This is a genomic window from Mycobacterium parascrofulaceum ATCC BAA-614 (assembly GCF_000164135.1).
In the GTDB taxonomy this organism is placed as follows: Bacteria; Actinomycetota; Actinomycetes; order Mycobacteriales; family Mycobacteriaceae; genus Mycobacterium; species Mycobacterium parascrofulaceum.
The window spans coordinates 246,200-267,133 of record NZ_GG770555.1 but is presented as its reverse complement, the minus strand read 5'-3'; the positions used below and the strand labels follow the sequence as shown (position 1 = coordinate 267,133).

22 protein-coding genes are annotated in these 20,934 nt (G+C 71.0%); 2 read left to right on the top strand and 20 right to left on the bottom strand.

What is annotated here, in order from left to right; translation table 11 throughout:
* Window positions 1–15 precede the first annotated feature (15 nt).
* Window positions 16–915: a sensor domain-containing protein gene (locus tag HMPREF0591_RS16850; RefSeq protein ID WP_007169820.1), complete on the top strand. Its 900-nt coding sequence runs from the start codon at window positions 16–18 to the stop codon at window positions 913–915.
* A gap of 60 nt (window positions 916–975) precedes the next feature.
* On the opposite strand, the gene HMPREF0591_RS16845 is transcribed toward HMPREF0591_RS16850, so the two are convergent.
* The 9 genes from HMPREF0591_RS16845 to HMPREF0591_RS16805 form a co-directional block, all read right to left on the bottom strand.
* Window positions 976–1,788: an IclR family transcriptional regulator gene (locus tag HMPREF0591_RS16845; protein ID WP_007169819.1), complete on the bottom strand. Its 813-nt coding sequence runs from the start codon at window positions 1,786–1,788 to the stop codon at window positions 976–978.
* Entirely contained in the window at window positions 1,785–2,609 is an 825-nt protein-coding gene (locus HMPREF0591_RS16840) for a cyclase family protein (RefSeq protein WP_007169818.1), read from the bottom strand. Before HMPREF0591_RS16840 ends, HMPREF0591_RS16845 begins: the two co-directional genes overlap by 4 nt.
* Before the next feature lie 11 nt (window positions 2,610–2,620).
* Window positions 2,621–3,418: an SDR family NAD(P)-dependent oxidoreductase gene (locus HMPREF0591_RS16835; RefSeq protein ID WP_007169817.1), complete on the bottom strand. Its 798-nt coding sequence runs from the start codon at window positions 3,416–3,418 to the stop codon at window positions 2,621–2,623.
* A 193-nt stretch (window positions 3,419–3,611) separates the two neighbouring features.
* Window positions 3,612–5,012, bottom strand: coding sequence for a ribosome biogenesis GTPase Der (der, locus tag HMPREF0591_RS16830; RefSeq protein WP_007169816.1), 1,401 nt, complete (start codon window positions 5,010–5,012; stop codon window positions 3,612–3,614).
* Window positions 5,009–5,689: a (d)CMP kinase gene (cmk, locus tag HMPREF0591_RS16825; protein ID WP_040622991.1), complete on the bottom strand. Its 681-nt coding sequence runs from the start codon at window positions 5,687–5,689 to the stop codon at window positions 5,009–5,011. Before cmk ends, der begins: the two co-directional genes overlap by 4 nt.
* Entirely contained in the window at window positions 5,686–6,429 is a 744-nt protein-coding gene (locus HMPREF0591_RS16820) for a pseudouridine synthase (RefSeq protein ID WP_007169814.1), read from the bottom strand. Before HMPREF0591_RS16820 ends, cmk begins: the two co-directional genes overlap by 4 nt.
* A complete protein-coding gene (scpB, locus tag HMPREF0591_RS16815; protein ID WP_007169813.1) occupies window positions 6,429–7,124 on the bottom strand; it encodes an SMC-Scp complex subunit ScpB in 696 nt (231 codons plus the stop codon). The genes HMPREF0591_RS16820 and scpB overlap by 1 nt, the downstream gene beginning before the upstream one ends.
* Window positions 7,124–7,939: a segregation/condensation protein A gene (locus tag HMPREF0591_RS16810; RefSeq protein WP_007169812.1), complete on the bottom strand. Its 816-nt coding sequence runs from the start codon at window positions 7,937–7,939 to the stop codon at window positions 7,124–7,126. The genes scpB and HMPREF0591_RS16810 overlap by 1 nt, the downstream gene beginning before the upstream one ends.
* The gene (locus tag HMPREF0591_RS16805) at window positions 7,936–8,799 is read right to left on the bottom strand and encodes a ParA family protein (RefSeq protein WP_040623252.1); all 864 of its coding nucleotides are present in this window, start codon (window positions 8,797–8,799) and stop codon (window positions 7,936–7,938) included. Before HMPREF0591_RS16805 ends, HMPREF0591_RS16810 begins: the two co-directional genes overlap by 4 nt.
* A 324-nt stretch (window positions 8,800–9,123) precedes the next feature.
* Between HMPREF0591_RS16805 and HMPREF0591_RS16800 the strand changes: the two genes are divergently transcribed.
* A complete protein-coding gene (locus tag HMPREF0591_RS16800) occupies window positions 9,124–9,876 on the top strand; it encodes an O-methyltransferase (protein ID WP_007169809.1) in 753 nt (250 codons plus the stop codon).
* Between the two features lie 5 nt (window positions 9,877–9,881).
* Here HMPREF0591_RS16800 and xerD read toward each other — a convergent pair whose 3' ends face one another.
* From xerD to HMPREF0591_RS16745, 11 genes are all read right to left on the bottom strand, one after another.
* Complete coding sequence (gene xerD / locus HMPREF0591_RS16795; protein WP_007169808.1) at window positions 9,882–10,823, bottom strand: site-specific tyrosine recombinase XerD; 942 nt, start codon at window positions 10,821–10,823, stop codon at window positions 9,882–9,884.
* Window positions 10,820–11,443 (bottom strand): NUDIX domain-containing protein, encoded by a 624-nt coding sequence (locus HMPREF0591_RS16790; RefSeq protein WP_007169807.1) that lies wholly within the window; start codon window positions 11,441–11,443, stop codon window positions 10,820–10,822. The genes xerD and HMPREF0591_RS16790 overlap by 4 nt, the downstream gene beginning before the upstream one ends.
* A complete protein-coding gene (locus tag HMPREF0591_RS16785) occupies window positions 11,436–13,187 on the bottom strand; it encodes a CTP synthase (protein ID WP_007169806.1) in 1,752 nt (583 codons plus the stop codon). The genes HMPREF0591_RS16790 and HMPREF0591_RS16785 overlap by 8 nt, the downstream gene beginning before the upstream one ends.
* Before the next feature lie 121 nt (window positions 13,188–13,308).
* Window positions 13,309–14,253 carry a copper transporter gene (locus HMPREF0591_RS16780; RefSeq protein WP_007169805.1) on the bottom strand — a complete coding sequence of 315 codons (945 nt, stop codon included), beginning with the start codon at window positions 14,251–14,253 and terminating at the stop codon, window positions 13,309–13,311.
* Between the two features lie 8 nt (window positions 14,254–14,261).
* Complete coding sequence (gene steA, locus HMPREF0591_RS16775; RefSeq protein WP_040622985.1) at window positions 14,262–15,443, bottom strand: putative cytokinetic ring protein SteA; 1,182 nt, start codon at window positions 15,441–15,443, stop codon at window positions 14,262–14,264.
* A gap of 195 nt (window positions 15,444–15,638) precedes the next feature.
* Window positions 15,639–17,393 (bottom strand): DNA repair protein RecN, encoded by a 1,755-nt coding sequence (gene recN, locus HMPREF0591_RS16770; protein ID WP_007169803.1) that lies wholly within the window; start codon window positions 17,391–17,393, stop codon window positions 15,639–15,641.
* Window positions 17,394–18,326: an NAD kinase gene (locus HMPREF0591_RS16765; RefSeq protein ID WP_007169802.1), complete on the bottom strand. Its 933-nt coding sequence runs from the start codon at window positions 18,324–18,326 to the stop codon at window positions 17,394–17,396.
* Window positions 18,323–19,132 (bottom strand): TlyA family RNA methyltransferase, encoded by an 810-nt coding sequence (locus HMPREF0591_RS16760; RefSeq protein WP_007169801.1) that lies wholly within the window; start codon window positions 19,130–19,132, stop codon window positions 18,323–18,325. The genes HMPREF0591_RS16765 and HMPREF0591_RS16760 overlap by 4 nt, the downstream gene beginning before the upstream one ends.
* A gap of 8 nt (window positions 19,133–19,140) precedes the next feature.
* Window positions 19,141–19,326, bottom strand: coding sequence for a hypothetical protein (locus tag HMPREF0591_RS16755; protein WP_007169800.1), 186 nt, complete (start codon window positions 19,324–19,326; stop codon window positions 19,141–19,143).
* A 12-nt stretch (window positions 19,327–19,338) separates the two neighbouring features.
* Window positions 19,339–20,340, bottom strand: coding sequence for an HAD-IIA family hydrolase (locus HMPREF0591_RS16750; protein WP_007169799.1), 1,002 nt, complete (start codon window positions 20,338–20,340; stop codon window positions 19,339–19,341).
* Window position 20,341: 1 nt separating this feature from the next.
* Window positions 20,342–20,934, bottom strand: a 593-nt coding sequence (locus HMPREF0591_RS16745; protein WP_007169798.1) for a tetratricopeptide repeat protein, incomplete at its 5' end; no start/stop codon positions are given.

Below are 20,934 nucleotides of genomic sequence, written 5' to 3'. Positions count from 1 at the left end.
CCCAGGAGGTAAGGCATGAGCGTTCCGGGCGAGCGGGGCGGCGGCCCGGGAGGCTGGCAAGAAGCCAATTCCGGCGCGCCGGCCTATGCCGGTCACCCACCGTCGCCACCGGCAGGCCCGGGATATGCGCCACCGTTCGGTTATCAGGGCGCGCCCGGGCACCTGCCTCCGCCCCGCCCCGGCGCCTTCTGGCCGCACCAGGCGGCCGCCCCGGGCCGTTTCGGTGAGTCGCTCGCCCGGTGGTGGTGGCTGACGGGCGCCGCGGCGATGCTGACGGTCGGGCTAGTGGTCGCGGTCATCGTGTACCAGCCGGCCGACCCGGGCGGCGGCGCCGTCGCCGCCTCCGCACTCCCGGATGTTCTGTTGACTGGACAGGAAGCCGCCCACGCTCTGGGCGCCGAAACGTTGTCCGGCGAACCGGTTCAAGACAAGCTGGCCGACACACCCATCGTTGACGAGGACTGCGTGGGTGTGTTGAAAGCGGCCGAGCAGAAGGCGTACGGGAAGACCGGTTGGACTGCGGTTCGGACGCAGGAGCTCGGCGACGCTCCCGGCAAGGGATGGCGATTGATTCAAGCGGTCGTGGCCTTCCCGGACGTGGAGTCTGCGAACAACTTCGTCGGCAACGCCGCGGCGGACTGGCAGAGGTGCGCCAATCGCGAGCTCAACACCCGAAACGTCAACAAGGACGATCCCCGCAACGTGTTTTGGACGACGGGATCGGTGTCGCGGGCCGGCGGCATTCTCGCGATGGACATGGTTCAAGAGGCTCAGGGCTGGAACTGCCAGCGCGCCCTCAGCGCCCGAAGCAACGTCGTCATCGACCTTGATCTGTGCGGACGAAACGTGTCAGGGTCGGCGGTGCCACAGTTCGTGAACGCGGTCGACAAGAAGATCGACGGCCGGACCTCGTAGCGGCAGACCGCCGCAATGGACACTCGGGGCGGCCCGGTGGACAACGCGGGGCGCTGAAAATCACTCCGCGACGCCAGGATTGACCGCACCGGCGGTCGCGGGTGTGCCAACACCGAGCGGAGCCCCATCGGCGAGCGGCGCCGCCAAGCAGGCGTTGATCTTCTCCACCCACGCCCTCAGCGCCTGCGTCAGTTCGGCCTCGCGGCCGTAGAACCGCTGCGCGGGCACGGGCACGCTGACCGCGACCGCGTGCCCGGTCACCCCACGCAGCACCGCCCCCACCGCACAGATCCCTTCGGTCTGCTCCTCGCGGTCGTAGGCGACGCCCTCGGCGCGAACCCGCTCGAGCTCCTCGCGCAGCGCCGCGGGGCTGGTGATGGTGTTCGGGGTGAGCCGGGCCAGCCGGCTCGGCAGCCGCTCGGGCGGCAGGCCGGCCAGCAGCGCCTTGCCGTTGGCGCAGCAGTGCAGCGGGAACGACTCCCCGACCGCGCTGATCGCCCGCAACCGGTGCGGCGAGACCACCTGATCCACGAACGTCGCTCGGTCGCCGTCCAGGATCGACAGGTCGACCGTCTCCCCCAGATCCCGCGACAGTTCCTCCATGAACGGGTGCACGTCCATCACGACGCCCAGGCGCACGGTGCTCGCCATGCGCGCGATCTCCGGCCCCAGCCGATAGCCGCCACGGCCCCGGGGCGAGGCGACCAGCCCCTCGTCGTCCAGTGCCCCCAGGATCCGGCTGACCGTGGAACGCGCCAAGCCCAGCCGGTCGCCGATCTCGGCCTGGCTCAGCCCGCCGGGGTGCGCCTGCAGCAGCCGCAAAATCTCGGCCGCGCGGGCGATGACCTGAACGCCGGCGCCGTCGGAGCTCATGCGCCCGTCTCGATGCGGTAGCCCCCGGTGGGGTCGACGATCGCCACCAGCCGCACGATGCAGCCGTCGCCGCCGACCCAGCGCCACGGGAACGCCGCGAAGGTGACGCGCTTGCCGGTGACCTGGTCCAGGTCGCCGCCCACGTTCTCGAAACCGTAGATGCCCTTCGACAGGATCGCCCGGTGGCACGGCTCCCACTCCGGGAAGTCGTCGAGCACCCGGCGGCCGGTCTGCGCCTCGTATTCCCTTACCGCCCAAGGCAAGAGCCCGCCGTTATGCTCCGCTGGGCCGTGTGGCGCGATCGAGGTCGCCAGCGGGTGGTCCAGGGCCTGGGTGTCGGTGCCGACGGCCTTGACGCCCTTGGCCGCGAACCATTCGCCGGCCTCCTTGTAGAAGCCCGGGGAGTAGGCGTAGTACTCGGCGCTGTCGGCGTACTTGTGGTGCCAGCCGGTGTTGACGACGACGATGTCGCCGGGGCGGATTTCGGGCGCCGCCTTTTCCAGGTCCTCGGCGGTGACCACTCCCCACTTGTCCTTGGGGATCGAGACGACGACACCGGTGCCGAAGAAGGCGCTCAGCGGGATCTCGTGCAGGAACGGCGTGCCCTCGACGACGTGCGCCGGCGCGTCGATGTGGGTGCCGGAATGCATGACGGTGGTGACCTTTTGGGTCAGCACCCGGCTCCGCGCCATGTTGTGCAGGCGCTCGATCTTGACGTCCTCGAAGTACGGCCAGGCCGGCGCACCGTGCCCCCACGGGTGCGACAGGTCGTAGAACTCCAACGCCGCTTCGGCCTCGCCGAGCGGCCAGGTGATGCTCATGGTGTTTCCTTTCAGCACGCGGTGTATCCACCGTCCAGGTACATCACCTGGCCGGTGTAGAAGCTCGATGCGTCGCTGAGTAGATAGATCAGCGCGCCGACGAAATCTTCGGGTTCGGCGAAGCGGCGCAACGGGATTCGGGCGAACATCGCTTCGCGGGTGGCGCGGCCCTTCTCGTCGTCGGCGTACATCCACTCCGTGAGTTCGGAGCGGAAGACCGTTGGGGCGACGGCGTTCACACGAATCGCGGCCGGGCCCCATTCGGCCGCCAGGCTTTTGGCCAGCAGGTCGGTCGCGCCCTTCGACGGGCAGTAGGCGCTGTAGCCGGCGGGGTGGCCCAGGGAGCCGCGCACCGACGAGACCAGCACGACGCTGCCGCCGCCGCCCTGGTCGAGCAGGACCCGCCCGGCAGCCTGGCAGACCAGCCAGGCGCCCCGCGCGTTGGCGGCCATCACGTCGTCGAAGTCCTCGACCGCCATCTCGGTGATCGGTGCCACGCGGTTCATCCCCGAGGCGACCAGGACTCCGTCCAGTCGGCCGTGCCGGGCGACCGCGGCCTCCACCATCGCCCGCGCGTCGGCCGGGGTGTCGGGCCGCCGGGCCACCACCGCGGCGCCGTCGATGCCGAGGCCGTCCAGCCCGGCGGCATTGCCCCCGGCCAGGGTCAGCCGCGCCCCCGCGTCGGCCAGTGCCCGTGCCGCCACGCTGCCCAGCGCGCCGGTCGCCCCGGTGATCAAGATCGACTTGCCCTCGACGCTGAAGCGCGCGGCGGCGGGCGCCTCCTGAACGACACTCATCACACTCTCCATATCCCGCGATACGGGTTAAAAACACCGATTTACGAGAACGGTACGAAGCATGCGCCGCCAAAGTCAACGCAATGCACCTGTGATGTAGCTTTCACATCCCGTATGGCGGGACAACCAGACAAGTGATATCGCTGGCGCTATCAAATTCCGGAGTCGTCGATTGGTCCGGAAAAGCCACCCGGGGAACCGGCGCTCAGCGCCGCCTGGCTCCCCGCTTCTCGCGTACCCGCACGTTGATCCGGATCGGCGAGCCCTCGAACCCGAACGCCTCGCGCAGCCGCCGCTCCAGGAACCGCCGGTAACCGGCCTCCAGGAACCCCGTGGTGAACAGCACGAACGTCGGCGGGCGGGCGGTGGCCTGGGTGGCGAACAGGATGCGCGGCTGCTTGCCCCCGCGCACCGGCGGCGGCGTCGCGGCCACCACTTCTTTCAGCCACGAATTCAGCGGCCCCGTCGGGATGCGCATGTCCCACGACGCCAGGGCCGTCTCCATCGCGGGCACCAGCTTTTGCACCGCGCGGCCCGTGTGGGCGGAGATGTTGACCCGCTGCGCCCACCGCAGCTGCACCAGCTCGCGGTCGATCTCGCGCTCCAGCAGCTCGCGCCGGTCCTCGTCGACCAGATCCCACTTGTTGAAGGCCAGCACCAGCGCCCGGCCGGCCTCGATCACCATCGACAGCACCCGCTGATCCTGCTCGGTCAGCGGCTGCGAGGCGTCGATCAGCACGACCACCACCTCGGCCGCGTCGATCGCCGAGTGTGTGCGCACGGACGCGTAGAACTCGTGCCCGCTGGCCTGCCCGACCTTGCGCCGCAGGCCCGCCGTGTCGACGAACCGCCAGACCTTGCCGCCCAGTTCGATCAGCGAGTCCACCGGGTCCACCGTCGTCCCCGCGACGTCGTGCACCACCGAGCGCTGATCGCCGGCCAGCTTGTTCAGCAGCGAGCTCTTGCCCACGTTGGGCTTGCCGACCAGCGCCACGCGCCGCGGGCCGCCCGGCGCGGGCGCCGCCTCGGACACCTCCGGCAACGCGGCCAGCACCTCGTCGAGCAGGTCGGCGACGCCGCGGCCGTGCATCGCGCTGACGGCGTGCGGCTCACCGAGCCCCAGCGACCACAACGCCGCTGCGTCGGCTTCACCCTTTTCGCTATCAACCTTGTTGGCGGCCAGGAAGACCGGCTTGCCCGAGCGCAGCAGGATCCGGGCGGCCGCCTCGTCGGCGGAGGTGGCGCCCACGCTGGCGTCGACCACCAGGATCACCGCGTCGGCGGTGCGCATGGCCACCGACGCCTGTTCGGCGACCAGCTGCTGCAGGCCCTTGGCGTCGGGCTCCCACCCGCCGGTGTCCTGCACCACGAACCGGCGGCCGGTCCACAGCGCGTCGTAGGACACCCGGTCGCGGGTCACGCCGGGAACGTCCTGCACCACCGCCTCGCGCCGGCCCAGGATCCGGTTGACCAGGGTCGACTTGCCGACGTTGGGCCGCCCGACCACCGCCACCACCGGCGCGGGGCCGGCCTCGGCCAGCTCCTCGAGCTCGGATTCGACTGTTTGCCAATCGCTTTCGTCGGACCAGGTGCCGTCGGACGTCACCGCACCGCCCCGCTTCGCTGCTCGACCAGCTCCAGCAGGTGCTCGATCACCTGCGCCTCGGTCATCTCGCTGGTGTCGACGACCACCGCGTCCGGCGCGGCGCGCAGCGGCGACACCGCCCGGGTGGTATCCAGGTGATCGCGCCGACGGACGTCGGTGAGCACGGCGTCGTAGTCGTCGGCCAGCCCGGCCGCGACGTTCTGGTCGTTGCGGCGCCGGGCGCGGGTCTCGGCCGAGGCGGTCAAGAAGATCTTCAACGGGGCGTCGGGCAGGACGACCGTCCCGATGTCGCGGCCCTCGACGACGACGCCGCCCTGCCTGGTCTCCTCACGCTGTCGGGCGACGAGCTTGTTGCGCACTGCGGGAACCGACGACACCGCGGAGACGGCAGCGGTGACCTCATCGCCACGGATCTTGGTCGAGACATCCTCTCCGGCGAGGAAATAAAGATCACCGTCGGGATGGTAGGCAACCGACATCCTCACCGTTTCGGCAACTTCTGCCACCGCGTCGGCGTCGGCCGGATCGACACCCGCCCGCAATACCGCGAGTGTCACCAGCCGATACATGGCGCCGGTATCCAGGTAGCGCAAACCCAGTGCCTGGGCTAATCCCTTTGACACAGAGGACTTTCCAGTCCCTGCTGGACCATCGATCGCGACTAGTATGTTGCTCACAGGCCCACCGCCTTGTACAGCTGCCCGACCTCACCCTGGTTCAGAGCCCGGATGCTGCCCGGCCGCTGCTTGCCCAGGGACACGGGTCCGATGTCGGTGCGCACCAGCGCCTCCACCGGGAAGCCGGCGGCGCCCAGCAGCCGGCGCACGATGCGATTGCGCCCCTCGTGCAACACCACCCGCACCAGCGTCTTGCCCGGAATGGCGTCCACCACCGCGAAATCGTCGACGCGCGCCGGGCCGTCGTCCAATTCGATTCCCGCCTTGAGCTTTTTGCCTATGCCCCGCGGCACCGAGCCCGTGACCGTCGCCAGGTACGTCTTGGGGACCTCGTGCGAGGGATGCATCAGCCGGTGCGCCAGCTCGCCGTCGTTGGTCAGCAGGATCAGCCCCTCGGTGTCGGCGTCCAGCCGCCCGACGTGAAAGAGGTTCTTGTTGCCCCGCACCTTGCGCTCCACCAGGTCGCCGATGCACGGCCGGCCCCGGTCGTCCGACATGGTGGAATGCATGCCCCGCGGCTTGTTCAGCGCCAGGTACACCAGCGACTCGTCGAGGACCACCCGGGCGCCGTCCACGCGGATCACCGACGCGTCGGGGTCCACCCGGGTGCCCAGCTCGGTCACCACCCGCCCGTCGACCTCGACACGGCCGTCGATGATCAACTTCTCGGCGGCCCGCCGCGACGCAATTCCGGCCTGGGACAACACCTTTTGCAGGCGGATCCCCTCGGTGTCGACCATCAATCGTGGTCCACGTCGAACGTCAGCGCCTGTTCGGACGGCTGACCGCCCGCGAGTTTGATGAAACGCGGCTCGCTGTCCAACGATTCGCTCAGGTCCTCGATGGTGTCCACGTCGGGAAGCAGCGGGGCGATGTCGGGGAGGTCGGCCAGCGACGTCAGCCCCAACCGCTCCAAGAACAGCTCCGTGGTCGCGAACGTCACCGCACCGGTGTCGTCGTCGACGCCGGCCTCGGTGATCAGGCCGCGCGCCAGCAGCGTGCGCATGACGGCGTCCACGTTGACGCCGCGCACCGCGCTGACCCGTGCGCGGGTCACCGGCTGGCGGTAGGCCACCACGGCCAGCGTCTCCAGCGCGGCGCGGGTGAGCTTGGATCGCGCGCCGTCCAGCAACAGCTTCTCCACGTACGGCGCGAACCGGGCGCGGGTGTACAGCCGCCAGCCCTCGCCGGTCTGGCGCAGGTCGATGCCGCTGTCGCGCTCGGTGAGCTCGTCGGCCATCTGCTGCAGCCGGGCGGCGACTCGGTACACGGGTTGCTGCGTGGCCGCGCCCAGCGCCTCGGCGGTGACGGGGGTGTCGACGACCAGCAGCAGGGCCTCCAGGACGGAGCCGAGTTCCTCGGCGTCCATCGGCGCCGCCTCGGCGATGTCCGGGATGCCCACATCGAGGTCGACCTCGGGCAGCTCGTCGCTCATTATTCGTCCCGCACTTCTACCAGGGCTTCGTTGGCCGGACGTTCCCCGGTCCATGAAATCTGGAGCACGCCCAGCGGCTCCGACTGGTCGAATGCTACCGCCCGGCTCCGATACAGCTCGAGCAGCGCCAGGAAGCGCCCGACGACCTCCATCGGCGCCCCGCAGTCGGCGACCAGCTCGGAGAACGTGGCCCACTGGCCGCTGCCGCGCGCCTCCAGGATCTCCAGCAGCTTCTTGGCCTGCTCGGGGACCGAGACGCTGACCTGGTGCAGGTGCCCGATGGACACCGTGGGCACGGGCCGGGGACTGAACGCGATCGCGGCGATCTGGGCGAACCGCTCGGCGTCGACGCCGAGCATCACCTCAGGCAGCAGCTCGGTGAACCGGTCCTCCAGCGACACCGCGCGCGGATAGCTGCGCAGCGCCGTGGCCTCCAGCTCGGCGAACATCTCCGCGACGTGCTTGAACGCGCGGTACTGCAGCAGCCGGGCGAACAGCAGGTCGCGCACCTCCAGCAGCGCCAGGTCCTCTTCGTCGTCGACCTGCCCGGCCGGCAACAGCCGCGCGGCCTTGAGGTCGAGCAGCGTCGCGGCGACCACCAGGAACGCCGTCGTCTCCTCCAGGTCCAGCTGCGAGCCGATCTCGCGGGTGTAGGCGATGAAGTCGTCGGTGACCTGGTGCAGCGCCACCTCGGTGACGTCGAGGCGATGGGCGAAGATCAGCTGCAGCAGCAGATCGAACGGCCCCTCGAAGTTGGTCAGGCGGACTTGAAAACCGTTCTTGGCTGGCGCCTCACCGTTCGCGCTGGCCGTCACGCGCCGAATCGGTCGATGAACTCGCGGGCCAGGGCGCGGTAAGCGATGGCGCCCGCCGACTTCGGGGCCCACGTGGTGATCGGTTCGCCGGCCACGCTGGTCTCCGGGAAGCGGACGGTCCGGGTGATCACGGTGTCGAACACCAGGTCGCCGAACCGCTCGACCACGCGGGCCATCACCTCGCGCGCGTTGACGGTGCGCGGGTCGTAGCGGGTGAGCAGGATGCCGCTGATCTCCAGCTTCGGGTTGAGCCGGTCGCGCACCTTGTCGACGGTGTCGGTCAGCAGCGCCAGGCCGCGCAGCGAGAAGAACTCGCATTCGGTGGGGATCACCACGCCGTCGGCGCAGGCCAGGCCGTTGACCGTGAGCAGGCCCAGCGACGGCTGGCAGTCGATCAGCACGTAGTCGTAGCGGTCCAGCACCGGGTGCAGCGCCCGGCCCAGGGTCTGTTCCCGGCCCACCTCGTTGACCAGCTGGATCTCGGCCGCGGACAGGTCGATGTTGCTGGGCACCAGGTCCATGTACTTGATCCGGGTCTGCAGCAGCACGTCGTCGATCGACACCCGCGGCTCGACCAGCACGTTGTGGATGGTCTTCTCCAACTCGTAGTGCGGGACGCCGAGCCCGGCGGACAGCGCGCCCTGTGGGTCCATGTCCACCAGCAGCACCCGCCGGCCGTATTCGGCGAGCGCCGCGCCCAGGTTGATCGTCGACGTGGTCTTCCCGACGCCGCCCTTCTGGTTGCACATCGCGACGACCTTGGCCGGGCCGTGCGAGGTGCGCGGCTGCGGTTCCGGGATCGCCCGCGGCGGCCGCCCGGTCAGACCGAGCTCGACGCCGCTGTCCGGCTGCTCAGTCATCATGGCGGGGGTGTTCGGGAGGTGAACATCGACCGAAAGTCTAACGGGTTCACGCGCGGAAGCCGGGCGACCCGCAGGCAATTCACCAGCGAATTTCGCCGGATTTGCGCTGGTAGCGCGGCTGGCGGCGGTGATCGTTAACAGCTGTCACAGCAGCATCATCGGGGAGGTGGTGGGACGGTTTCAAAGTTGATATCGCGGGCGATATCGCGGCGGCGGTGCCGCGCCGAGATTGCCGCGAGGGTCGCGATCCCGGCGCGGCGACGACCGTGGCCGCCATCTCGGCGCCCGCGGCCCGCCGGCCGCCCGCACTACTGTGTCGTCATGGATCTCAAGCGACGGATTCCCCTGCTGCGGTGGTCGGTCTGGCGGATGGCGACCGGGGCCCGCAACATCACGACGACGGGGCAGATCGGCGACGGCCGCGAAGCCGCCGCCGCGGACTACGTCCTGGGCAACGCCCGGGCCGGCGACATCGACGACGTGCTGGCGACGATCGACAAGTTCGCCTACGAGAAGTCGATCTTGATCAACGTCGGCGACGAGAAGGGCCGATTCCTCGACGCCGCGGTGCGCCGGGCCGACCCGGCGGTGGCGCTCGAGCTGGGCACCTACGTGGGATACGGCGCGCTGCGCATCGCCCGGGCCGCCCCGCAGGCCAAGGTGTACTCGGTGGAGCTGGCCGAGGCCAACGCCGCCAACGCCCGACGGATCTGGGCCCACGCCGGCGTCGCCGACCGGGTGACGTGCGTCGTCGGCACCATCGGCGACGGCGGACGCACGCTGGACGCGCTGGCCGCCGAGCACGGGTTCGCGGCCGGCGCCCTCGACTTCGTGTTCCTCGACCACGACAAGGACGCCTACCTGGACGACCTGCACAGCATCATGGCGCGCGGCTGGTTGCGCCCCGGCGCGATCGTGGTCGCCGACAACGTCCGGGTGCCGGGCGCGCCGAAGTACCGCGCGTACATGCGACAGCAGCAGGGCAAGCGCTGGAACACCGTCGAGCACAAGGCGCACCTGGAATACCAGTCGCTGGTGTCCGACCTCGTGCTGGAGTCCGAGTTCGTCGGCTGACGCAATTACTGCGCGCGCGGGTGGGCGCCGGCCCACACCTCGCGCAGCGCGTGCACGGTGACCATCGTGTAGATCTGCGTCGTCGTCACCGAGGCGTGCCCCAGCAACTCCTGCACCACCCGGACGTCGGCGCCGCCCTCGAGCAGGTGGGTGGCGAACGAGTGCCGCAGCATGTGCGGCGAGACGCCCGAGCTGATCCCGGCGCGCTCGGCGGCGTCCTGCAGCACCTGCCAGGCGCTTTGCCGCGACAGCCGCCCGCCGCGCACGTTGAGGAAGATGGCCGGTGTCCCGCGGCCGCGGCGGGCCAGGTCCGGGCGGCCGCGCACCAGGTAGGCGTCCAGCGCCTGCACGGCGGGCCGCCCGACCGGCACCAGCCGCTGCTTGCCGCCCTTGCCGCGCAGCAGCACCGACCTGGCCCGGCTGTCGACGTCGTCGACGTCGAGGCCGACGGCCTCGGAGATCCGCGCGCCGGTGGAGTACAGCAGCTCCAGCAGCGCCCGGTTGCGCAGCGTGAGCGGGCCGTCGGACGCGCTGTCGCCGCCCGCCCCCTCCAGCAAGGCCAGCACCTGGTCGATGGTCAGGCTCTTGGGCAGCCGGCGACCGGGTGTGGGGGGCCGCACGGCCCGCGCGACGTCCAGCTCGGCGAGCCCCTCGGCGGCGGCGAACCGGTGCAGGCCGCGCACCGCGATCAGGGCCCGGGCCGCCGACACCGCGGACAGCGCGGCGGTTCCCGCGTCCGGGTCGCCGCGGCGCAGCGCCACCAGGAACTCGCTGACGTCGTCCTCGCCGACCTTGGCCAGGTCGTGAATTCCGCGGTCCGACAGGTGCTTTGTGTAGCGGCGCAGGTCGCGTCGATAGGAGCTCAGCGTGTTCGCCGCGACGCCCCGCTCGATGGTGAGGTGGTCCAGGTAGCCCTGCAGTTGGGTATCCAGGGCCGCCGTTGTCATCGCGCGGCCTTCCGGGCGGCGAACGCCGTGGGCTTGTCGGGCCAGGGACTGTCCACCGGCCGCGGTTCCGCCACCCCCTCGGTGACGGCGTGGGCGGCCAGGATCCCGGCGATGGCAATCGAATTCACGATCTCGCCGGTGAACACCCGGCGGACCGCCTCGGCGACGGGAAACCAGCGCATCGTCATGTCGGCTTCCTCGTGATGCGCCTCCGGCCGCGCCACCTCGGTCAGTTCCGTGGCGAGGTACACCCGCACGGACTCGTCGCTGAAGCCCGGGGCGGAATTCAGGTCGACCAGCACCCGCCAGGTGCCGGCCCGCAAGCCGGCCTCCTCCTGCAGCTCGCGGGCCGCCGTCTGCTGCGGCGGCTCGTCCGCCACGTCGAGCAACCCGGCCGGCAGCTCCCACAACCGCCGGCCGAAGGCATGGCGGTATTGGTAGACCATCGCGATGTGGTTGTCGGCGTTCAGCGCCACGATGGCGACGGCGCCGTAGTGCTCGACGACCTCGCGAACCGCTGTGGCCCCGCCCGGCATCCGGACGTGGTCGCTGCGCAGCGCGAAAATCTTGCCGGTGTACAGCGTTTCGGACGACGCCGTCTCGAAGACGTGCTCAGCCACGGGCCGCGGGCTCGGGGAGCGACTGGCCGACGCCGTCCCGCTGCTGGTTGCCGTTGGAGGCGTGCTCGGGGATCTCCACCGGCAGCAGCTCGCCCGACTGGTAGTCCAGCGCCGCCCCGACGAACGCGACGAACAGCGGGTGGGGCCGGGTGGGCCGGCTCTTCAGTTCCGGGTGCGCCTGGGTCCCCACGATGAACGGGTGCACCTCCGGCGGGTATTCGACGAATTCCACCAGGTGCCCGTCGGGCGACGTTCCGGAGAACCGCAGCCCGCTCTCGGCGATCTTGTCGCGGTAGACGTTGTTCACCTCGTAGCGGTGCCGGTGCCGCTCGGACACCTGAGTGGTGTCGTACGCCCGGGCGACGATCGAATCGGGTTGCAGCACGGCGGGATACGCGCCCAGCCGCATGGTGCCGCCCAGATCGGCCTGGCCCGCCACGGCGTCGACCTGGTCGGCCATCGTGGAGATGACGGGATCCGGTGTGTCCGGGTCGAATTCGGCCGAATTCGCCTGGTCGAGCCCCGCCGAGCGGGCGGCCTCGATCACGATGCATTGCAGCCCCAGACACAGGCCCAGCACCGGCAGCCCGCGCGAGCGGGCGTACCGGATGGCGCCGATCTTGCCCTCGATCCCGCGGATGCCGAAGCCGCCAGGGATCAGGATGCCGTGCACGTCGCCCAGCGCGGCCGCCGCCCCCGCCGCGGTCTCGCAGCCGTCGGAGGCGACCCACTGCATCTCCACCTTGGCGTGGTGCTTGAACCCGCCGGCGCGCAGCGCCTCGGTGACCGACAGATAGGCGTCGGAGAGCTCAACGTACTTGCCCACCAACGCGATTCGCACGGTCTCGTGCGGTTCGTGCACCCGGCGCAGCAAATCGTCCCACTCGGTCCAGTCCACGTCGCGGAACGGCAGGTTGAGCCGGCGCACCACGTAGGCGTCGAGTTCCTCGCGGTGCAGCCGCTTCGGGATGTCGTAGATCGACGGCGCGTCCGGGGTGGAGATGACGCCGTCGATGTCGACGTCACACATCAGCGCGATCTTGTTCTTCAGCGCCTCGGGGACGTCGCGGTCGCAACGCAGGATCAGCGCGTCCGGGGTGATACCGATGCTGCGCAGCGCGGCCACCGAGTGCTGGGTGGGCTTGGTCTTGAGTTCGCCCGACGGCGCCAGGTAGGGCACCAGCGAGACGTGCAGGAAGAAGACGTTCTCCCGGCCCAGGTCGTGGCGGACCTGGCGGGCCGCCTCCAGGAACGGCTGCGACTCGATATCGCCGACGGTGCCCCCGATTTCGGTGATGACCACGTCGGGGCGGTTGCCCTGGGCGTCCGGCTCGGCCATCGCCATGATCCGGCTCTTGATCTCGTCGGTGATGTGCGGGATCACCTGAACCGTGTCGCCGAGGTATTCGCCGCGCCGCTCCTTGGCGATGACGGTCGAATACACTTGTCCCGTCGTGACATTCGCCGATCCCGACAGGTCGCGATCCAGGAACCGCTCGTAGTGACCGACGTCGAGGTCGGTCTCGGCGCCGTCCTCGGTGACGAAGACCTCGCCGTGCTGGAACGGGTTCATCGTGCCCGGGTCCACGTTCAGGTACGGGTCGAGCTTTTGCATCGTCACGTACAGGCCGCGGGCCGTCAGCAGCTGACCGAGGCTGCTGGCGGTGAGACCCTTACCCAGGGAGGAGGCGACGCCCCCGCTGACGAAGAGGTGCTTGGTGGCGGTTTGCGGGTGCTTTCGCACAGGCGGCCTCCGTGAAGACGGGCAGGGCGTCAAATGTTGCTAGCGAATAACTAGTTGGGCCTGCCGACCCACGGAAACCCACCCTAACATCCACGACCGCGGCGCCGTGGAAACACGCCCGCTACTGGGGCACCGTGATCGACGTCGCGCCGTGACCGGTGCCGTACTGGCCGGCGTGTCCGCCGTTGACCAGGTCGTGCAGGCCCAGCACGGCGGTGATCCGCCCGGGCGCGGTGTCGACGTCGTCGACGGTGCTGACCGCGGAGTTCATCGCCGCGTCGGCGCGCGTCACGGCGACGGCCGCCGCCCCCGTCGCCGAACCGTCCCGCCCGGCGAGCAGGGTGCCCGAGCCGTGCGGCGCCATGGCGGCGGCGAACCGGGCGACGCTGACGCCGCGGTTGCCGGCGTCCTGGGGCAGCGAGCCGCCGGTGACGATCAGCGCGGCGTTGGCCGCGCCCATGTGTTCGGCGGGCTGATAGGTGATGAATCCCGTGTCGCGCAGCGCCGCCAGCACGGTGTCGCGCTGGGCCTCCTCGGCCGGCGGCACCGCGGGATTGGCGTTGATCAGCAGGGCGATGCCCATCAGGTCGCCGGCCTGCGAGCCCTGGTCGACGAGCTTGGTGCTCAGCTGCTGACCGGCCGGCAGGATCGAGGAGTTCACCACCGTCTGCAGCTTCTCCGCGGAGTTGGCCTCGACGAACTCGTTCGTCAGCGACACGGTCCCGGTCACCGCGCCGCCGGCCTGACCGATGAACTTGGTCACCGCGGCGACGTCGTCGTCGTGGGCGTCGGGGGTGCGGAACACCACCACCGACTTGCCGCCCAGCGCGTCGTGCAGCATCCGGCCGGCCAGTTGGGTGTCGAAACTGTTTGCGGCGGTGAGCTTTTCGTTCAGCACATTCTTCTGGTCGTTGAGCCCGTTGATCTGGGTGTGCAGGTCCCGCTTCTCGTCACGCAGGCTGGACAGCAGGGTGTCGGACAGCAGGCCGGAACCGAGCACGACCCCCACGGCCAACGCCAGGAAGACGGCGGCCAGCGATAACGCGTGTTGACGCAGCGAGATCATCGTCGGCCCTACGTCACCAAGTGCTGAATCCAGAGGGAGAAATGGTTCCAGTAGTCGGTGACCCAGTGCAGGACCACGCCGTCGCTGCGCGACACCCACAGGGCGACGATGACGGCGATCAGCATCGTGAGCGCCAGCAGCGCGATGGCGCCCGCCGAGATGTGGTTGCGGTACAGGGTGGCCACGGCCTTGGCGTCCACCACCTTCTCCCCCACCCGCAGCCGGGTCAGGAAGGTCGACGGGTTGCTGTGCGCGCGGGTGCGGTCGAAGAACGTCTCGATGTTGGCGGTGTGGCCCGCCGTCACCAGCAGCGCGGCGCCGTGGTGGTCGGCCAGCAGCAGGGCCAGGTCGATCGCCGAGCCCGCGGCGGGGAAGGTCATCGCCCCGACGCCGAGGTCCTGGATGCGTTCCAGGCCGGGCGCGTGGCCGTCGGCGTCGGCGGGCAGGACGACCTGGGCGCCGCACTTGAGGGCGTCGGCGCTGATGTGGTCGGGGTCGCCCACGATGACCTGGGGCCGATACCCCGCCTTGCGCAACACATCCGCGCCGCTGCCGACGCCGAAGAGCACCGGCTGGTACTCCTTGATGAACGGCTTGAGGGACTTCAGGTCCTCCTCGGCGCTGGGTTCGTCGGCGACGATCACCACGTGCCGGCGCCGCAGGTCGACGTCGATGTCGGGGATCCCGATGCCGTCGATCAACAGCGGGCTCTCGCTCTTGATGAACTCGATCGTGTTGCCGGCGAACGCCTCCAGGTGCGCGGACAGGCCGCTCTTGGCCTCGCGCATCAGGTCCGCGATGTCGTGGTCGGTGCGCTCGGTGCCGCGGACCAGCCTGCGGTCGCCGGAATACACGCCGCCCTCGTACAGCCGGATCTTGGCGCCGTCCTTGACCTTCTTGAAGATGTCGGGTCCGGTCTCGTCGATCAGGGTGACCCCGTTGTTGACCAGCACCTCCGGGCCCATGTTCGGGTAGCGGCCCGACACCGACGGCGAGGCGTTGACGACCGCGGCGATATCGGCCTCCACCAGGGCGTCCGCCGTGATGCGGTCCAGATCGAGGACGTCGAGCACCACGATGTCGCCGGGGCACACCCTGCGCAGCAATCGGTCGATGTTCCGGTCCACCCTGGCGGTGCCGACGAGACCCGGCCGGGCGGTGTTACGGGTTAGCAGGCCTGACATCTTCATGGGGGCGATTCTGTCGGTGATGCCCAGGGGAGACGTGGAGGCGCGCCGTAACATTAGCCTCAGAAGTTATCTAGTGTCCCATTAGTCACAAGCGCCTAACGGGTTGGCTGCGGCCGCGTCGCGCGAGGGTCCCCATATGTACGGGTTATGCGGCGTGTCGGCGTGCAAACACGGTCGCTCGCGAGGGAAGCCGGGCTAGATCTCGTCGCGCTGCGCCGCGTCGAGCAGCTCGCGGGCGTGCGCGCGGCCGCTGTCGGACTCGCCCAGGCCGGCCATCATCCGCGCCAGCTCGGCGACCCGCTCGTCGCCGGTGACCCGCCGGACCACGCTGGTCCCCTTCGGCCCGGCGCTGTGCACCACCAGGTGCACGTCCGCGTACGCCGCGACCTGCGGCAAATGGGTGACGACGATGACCTGATGCGTGCGCGCCAGCCGCGCCAGCCGGCGCCCGATCTGCACGGCGGCCCGGCCGCCGACGCCGGCGTCGACCTCGTCGAACACCATCGTGGTGCCCGCCGCAGACGCGGACAGCACCACTTCCAGCGCCAGCATCACCCGCGACAGCTCGCCGCCCGAGGCGCTCTTCGCCAGCGGCAGCTGGTCCATGCCGCGATGCGCCGCGAAGCCGAACTCGACCTGGTCGACGCCGTCGGCGCCGGCCCGGGCCCGCTCGCCCGTCGGCAGGGCGAGCGCGGCGGGGTCGTCCTGATCGGCGGCGTCGATGCTCACGTCGATGCCGAACTGCGCGTCGGCCATCGCCAGCCCGGACAGCTCGGCGGTGACCTCCTTGGCGAGCCGCTTGGCGGCCTTGCGCCTAATGCCGCTGAGATCGGCTGCGGCCTGGGCCAATTCACGCGCGAGCTCGTCGACCCGGGCCGCCAGCGCGGTCAGGCCCTCCTCGGAGACGTCGAGTTGGGCCAGGCGGTCCCGCGACTCCCGGGCCCACTGCAGCACCCCGTCGACGTCCGCGGCGTACTTGCGGGTCAGCGTGCGCAGCTCGGCTTGGCGGGCCAGCTTGGCCTCCAAAGCGCTGGCGTCGACTGGCAGCTCGTCCAGGAAGCCGGTGAGTTCGCCGGCCGCGTCGGCGACCACCGTCAGCGCCTCGCCGACCTGTCCGGCCAGCGCCCGCAGCTTGGGGTCGTCGGTCGACTCCAGGGCGGCCCGGGCCCGCCCCAGGCTGTCGGCGGCGCTGTGGGCGGACGCGTCGGCGTCGTCGGGCGCCCCGGACAGCGCGGCGTGCGCGGTGAACGCGGCCTCGCGCAGCGTGTCCAGTTCGGAGAGCCGCACGATGTCGGCGACCAGGGCATCGTCCTCGCCCGGTTGCGGGTCGACGGTGTCGATCTCGTTGAGCGCGAAGGTGAGCCGGTCGGACTCCAGGGCGAGTTCCCGCATCCGGTTGCGGCGGTCGCTGAGGTCGTGCCGCGCGGTGAGCCAGGCGTCGCGCAGTTTGCGGTAGCGCTCGAGGGCGGGGGCCGCCTTGGCGAACCGGTCCAGGGCGCCGCGTTGCTCCTCGGGCCGCATCAGCCGCAGCTGATCGTTCTGCCCGTGCAGGGTGAGCAGCTCGGTGGTGAAGTCGCCCAGCGACTTGGCGGGCACGCTGCGGCCGCCGAGGTAGGCCCGCGAAGGCCCGTCGCGGCTGACCGAGCGCAACGCGATGACGCTGCCGTCCTCGTCGCGCTCGGCTCCCGACGCGTCCAGCATCCCGTCCAGCTGCGCCACCGCGGCGTCGTCGAGATCAGTTGTGGTGAAACGACCTTCGACGACGGCGCGGTCGGCTCCCGACCGCACCCGGGTGGCGTCGGCGCGGGCGCCGCCGAGCAGGTGCAGCCCGGTCACCACCATGGTCTTGCCGGTGCCGGTCTCCCCGGTCAGCACGGTCAGGCCGCGGTCGAACTCACCGACCGCCGCGCTGATCGCGCCCAGCGACTCGATGCGGATTTCGGTGAGCATCTACTTCCCGCGCCACCCGGTGACCGGCAACCGGAATTTGCGCACCAACCGGTCGGTGAACGGCGCGCTGTCCAGCCGCGCCCACTTCACCGGTGTGTCGCACCGCCGCACCTCGATCCGGCTGCCCGCGGGGATCAGCATTTCCCGGCGACCGTCGCAGAACACCAGGGCGTCGTGACCGTCCGCCTCGATCTCGATCGCGATGGTGGCGTTCGGGCTGGTGACCATCGGCCGGCCGAACAGCGCGTGAGCGTTGTTGGGCACCACGAGGATTGCCTCGAGGTCGGGCCACAGCACGGGGCCGCCCGCGGAGAACGCGTAGGCGGTGGACCCGGTGGGCGTCGAGACCAGCACCCCGTCACACCCGAACGACGACACCGGCCGGCCCTCGATCTCGACGACCACGCCGAGCACGCCCAGCCGCGGCCCCTTCTCCAGGCTGACTTCGTTGAGCGCCCACCCGTGTTCGAGTTCCCGGCCGCCCGCGCGCACGACCACGTCCAGCGTCAGGCGGTCCTCGACCCGGTAGTCCCTGGCGACGACGTGGTCGAGCACCCGGTCGATGTGTTCGGCCTCGGCCTCGGCCAGGAAACCGATCCGGCCCAGGTTGACGCCCAGCACCGGGATTCCGGCGTTGCGGGCCAGTTCGGCCGCGCGCAGGAACGTGCCGTCCCCGCCGAGCACCAGCACCAGCTCGCAACCGTGGGCGGCCTGCGGATCCGCGTCGACCACCTCGATCTCGACGCCCATCGCCCGGATGTCGTCGGGGGCCACGTGCAGCGAGCCGCGGTCGACCGCCTCGGCGGACAGGACGCGAAGGGCGATGTCGTTGTCGCCCAGGACTTTCTGCACGCGGGCCGCGGTCTCGGTGGCCTCCTCGCGACCGGTGTGCACCACCATCAGCACGGTGCGGTGCTCGGCTGATGCGGTCATTGCGGGCCCTCTTTCACCGCGCGCTGCACCGCGGCCACCAACTCGTCATCCACCAATCCCCGATCGGTCTGGGCGCGCAGCCACAGGAAGTATTCGACATTGCCCGACGGGCCGGGCAGCGGACTGGCGGTGGCCCCGACGGTGTGCCAGCCCAGCTCGCCGGCGCGCCGCGCCACGGCCAGCACGGCGTCGGCGCGCAGGCCGGGGTCGTGCACGACCCCGCCCGGCCCCACCCGGCCCTTGCCCACCTCGAACTGCGGCTTCACCATGGGAACGATATCCGCAGTGGGCGAAGCACATCCAGCCAGCGCGGGCAACACGCTGGCCAGCGAAATGAACGACAGGTCGGCCACGATCAGGTCGACCGGCCCGCCGATCGCCTCCGGCGACAGGTCGCGGACGTTCGTCCGCTCGACGACCACGACCCGCGGGTCGCAGCGCAGCGACCACGCCAGCTGGCCGTATCCGACGTCCACGGCGACCACCTCGGCGGCCCCGCGGTGCAGCAACACCTCGGTGAACCCACCCGTCGACGCCCCGGCGTCCAGACAGCGCCGGCCCGCCACCGGGATCCCGAAGGCGTCCAGCGCGCCGATGAGCTTGTGCGCGCCGCGGGACACCCAGCCCCGTTCGCCGTCGTCGGCGACGGTCAGGGCCGCGGTGACGGCGACGGCGGTGCCGGGCTTGCGCGCCGGCAGGCCGTCGATGCTGACCCGCCCGGCACCGATCAACTCGGCGGCTTGCTGACGCGACCGCGCGAGGCCGCGGCGGACCAGCTCGGCGTCGACACGGGCGCGGCGCGACACGCGGGCACTCAGCCCTTCTCCGCCGACTCCAGCGCGGCCAGCAGCACGTCGTGCGCCTCGGAAAGGCGGCGCGCTATCTCTTCGAGCTCGGAGAGCGAAGGCTGGTTGTCGGGGGTGTCCCCGGCACCCGGCTCCGGCAGCCGGGCCAGCAGGGCGTCGATTTCCGCGCGAATCTCTTCAGGATCGATAGTCATTGCGCTCTTACGCTAGTCCAGAGACCAGCGCCGCAGCGCCTCGCGGGCGCGCGCGTCGCCAGCCTCGACGCCCACCGGACGCCCGTCCGAGCCGGCGCTCCACACCGCGCCGGCTACCGCCCGGACGATCGCGAGGCCGTCGCCGTCGTCGGGGCCGTCGCCGCTGACCGTCACGGCCCGCTCCCCGACCTCGACGCGCCAGCCCGGCTGGGGCCCGACCGCGAGCCGCTCGGCGTCGGCGTGCAGCGCGCGCAGGTCGTGGCCGATATAGGTGGGCCGGTGCGCCGGGTCGGCGTACACCGCGTCCCGCGCGGAGCTGACCCCGGTGAGCACCATCAGGCTGGGCAGCTTGGCCGCGTTGGCGCCCTCGATGTCGGTGTCCAGCCGGTCGCCGACGACCAGCGGCGCGCGGAAATCGCCCCGGGCCGCGGCGTCGGTGAGCAGCGCGGGCGCGGGTTTGCCCGCGACCTGGGGCTCGGCGCCGGTGGCCGCGCGCAGCGCCGCGACCATCGACCCGTTGCCCGGCAGCAGGCCCCGCTCGGTCGGCAGCGTCGGGTCGACGTTGGCCGCCACCCACAGTGCGCCGGACCGGATGGCCAGCGCGGCCTCGGCGAGGTCCGGCCAGCCGATGGTCGTGGACAGGCCCTGGACGACGGCGACCGGGTCGTCGTCGTAGCGGCGCACCGGGCGCAGGCCGACGGCGGCGACCTCGCCGGCCAGGGCGTCGGTGCCGACGATCAGCACCGGCGACCCCGCCGGCAGCTGCGCGGCCAGCAGCCGGGCCGCGCTCTGGGCGCTGGTGGCCACGTCGTCGGCGGTGGCGGTGAAGCCGAGTTCGTTCAGGTGCGCCGCCACCTCGGCGGCGCTGCGCGACGCGTTGTTGGTGACGAAGAACGCCCGGCTGCGCACCTCGGCCAGCGCCTGCACGGCGCCCTCGGTGGCCCGCCGGCCGCGGAACAACGTCCCGTCGAGGTCGAGCAGCAGGCAATCGTATTGGCACGCAATGCTGGTCATCTCAGCCGAGCTCGCTGACCCGGTCTTCGGCGTCGGTGACGCCTTCGACGTCGGCGGCCGCCGAGCGCAAAAACCATTGCAGCGCTTCGTCGTTGCGGCCCAGCGCCAGCAGCGTGTCGGCGTAGGCGTAGAACAGCCGCGCCGCCGTCGAGCCCTGGCGGCCCGGGTCCAGCTGCGGCGTGGAAAGAACCGTCAGCGCCTGCTCGAGCTGCCCGAGGTCCGCGCGCGCGCCGGCCGCGACGATGCGCAGCTCGTCGGCGTCGTCGCCGGTGAGCTGGGCCGCCTCCGGCCCGCGCGCCAGCTCGATCGCCCGCTCCGGGCGGCCCAGTCCCCGTTCGCAATCCGCGATCAGGGCGAGCAGGTTGGACTTGCTGCCCATCCTGCGGGCGGCGCGCAACTCGGCCAGCGCCTGGGCCCAGTCGCCGCAGTGGTAGGCGGCGATGCCGACCGCCTCCCGGATCGCGGCGATCCGGCTGGACCGGGCGCGCGCCGCGCGGGCATGGCTCAGCGCCGCCTCCGGGTCCTCGTCGAGCAGCTCGCCGGCGGCGACCAGGTGCCGGGCCACCGCGTCGGCCGTGGCGCGGTCCAGCGTGC

Excerpts from the sequence above, each read along its gene's own strand:
- HMPREF0591_RS16835 (WP_007169817.1), bottom strand. The coding sequence starts at position 3,418 with ATGGAGAGTGTGATGAGTGTCGTTCAGGAGGCGCCCGCCGCCGCGCGC.
- steA (WP_040622985.1), bottom strand. The coding sequence starts at position 15,443 with ATGAAGATGTCAGGCCTGCTAACCCGTAACACCGCCCGGCCGGGTCTC.
- HMPREF0591_RS16850 (WP_007169820.1), top strand. The coding sequence starts at position 16 with ATGAGCGTTCCGGGCGAGCGGGGCGGCGGCCCGGGAGGCTGGCAAGAA.
- HMPREF0591_RS16780 (WP_007169805.1), bottom strand. The coding sequence starts at position 14,253 with ATGATCTCGCTGCGTCAACACGCGTTATCGCTGGCCGCCGTCTTCCTG.
- scpB (WP_007169813.1), bottom strand. The coding sequence starts at position 7,124 with ATGAGCGACGAGCTGCCCGAGGTCGACCTCGATGTGGGCATCCCGGAC.
- HMPREF0591_RS16840 (WP_007169818.1), bottom strand. The coding sequence starts at position 2,609 with ATGAGCATCACCTGGCCGCTCGGCGAGGCCGAAGCGGCGTTGGAGTTC.
- HMPREF0591_RS16800 (WP_007169809.1), top strand. The coding sequence starts at position 9,124 with ATGGATCTCAAGCGACGGATTCCCCTGCTGCGGTGGTCGGTCTGGCGG.
- xerD (WP_007169808.1), bottom strand. The coding sequence starts at position 10,823 with ATGACAACGGCGGCCCTGGATACCCAACTGCAGGGCTACCTGGACCAC.
- recN (WP_007169803.1), bottom strand. The coding sequence starts at position 17,393 with ATGCTCACCGAAATCCGCATCGAGTCGCTGGGCGCGATCAGCGCGGCG.
- HMPREF0591_RS16750 (WP_007169799.1), bottom strand. The coding sequence starts at position 20,340 with ATGACCAGCATTGCGTGCCAATACGATTGCCTGCTGCTCGACCTCGAC.
- HMPREF0591_RS16845 (WP_007169819.1), bottom strand. The coding sequence starts at position 1,788 with ATGAGCTCCGACGGCGCCGGCGTTCAGGTCATCGCCCGCGCGGCCGAG.
- HMPREF0591_RS16755 (WP_007169800.1), bottom strand. The coding sequence starts at position 19,326 with ATGACTATCGATCCTGAAGAGATTCGCGCGGAAATCGACGCCCTGCTG.
- HMPREF0591_RS16765 (WP_007169802.1), bottom strand. The coding sequence starts at position 18,326 with ATGACCGCATCAGCCGAGCACCGCACCGTGCTGATGGTGGTGCACACC.
- HMPREF0591_RS16805 (WP_040623252.1), bottom strand. The coding sequence starts at position 8,799 with ATGACTGAGCAGCCGGACAGCGGCGTCGAGCTCGGTCTGACCGGGCGG.
- HMPREF0591_RS16820 (WP_007169814.1), bottom strand. The coding sequence starts at position 6,429 with ATGGTCGACACCGAGGGGATCCGCCTGCAAAAGGTGTTGTCCCAGGCC.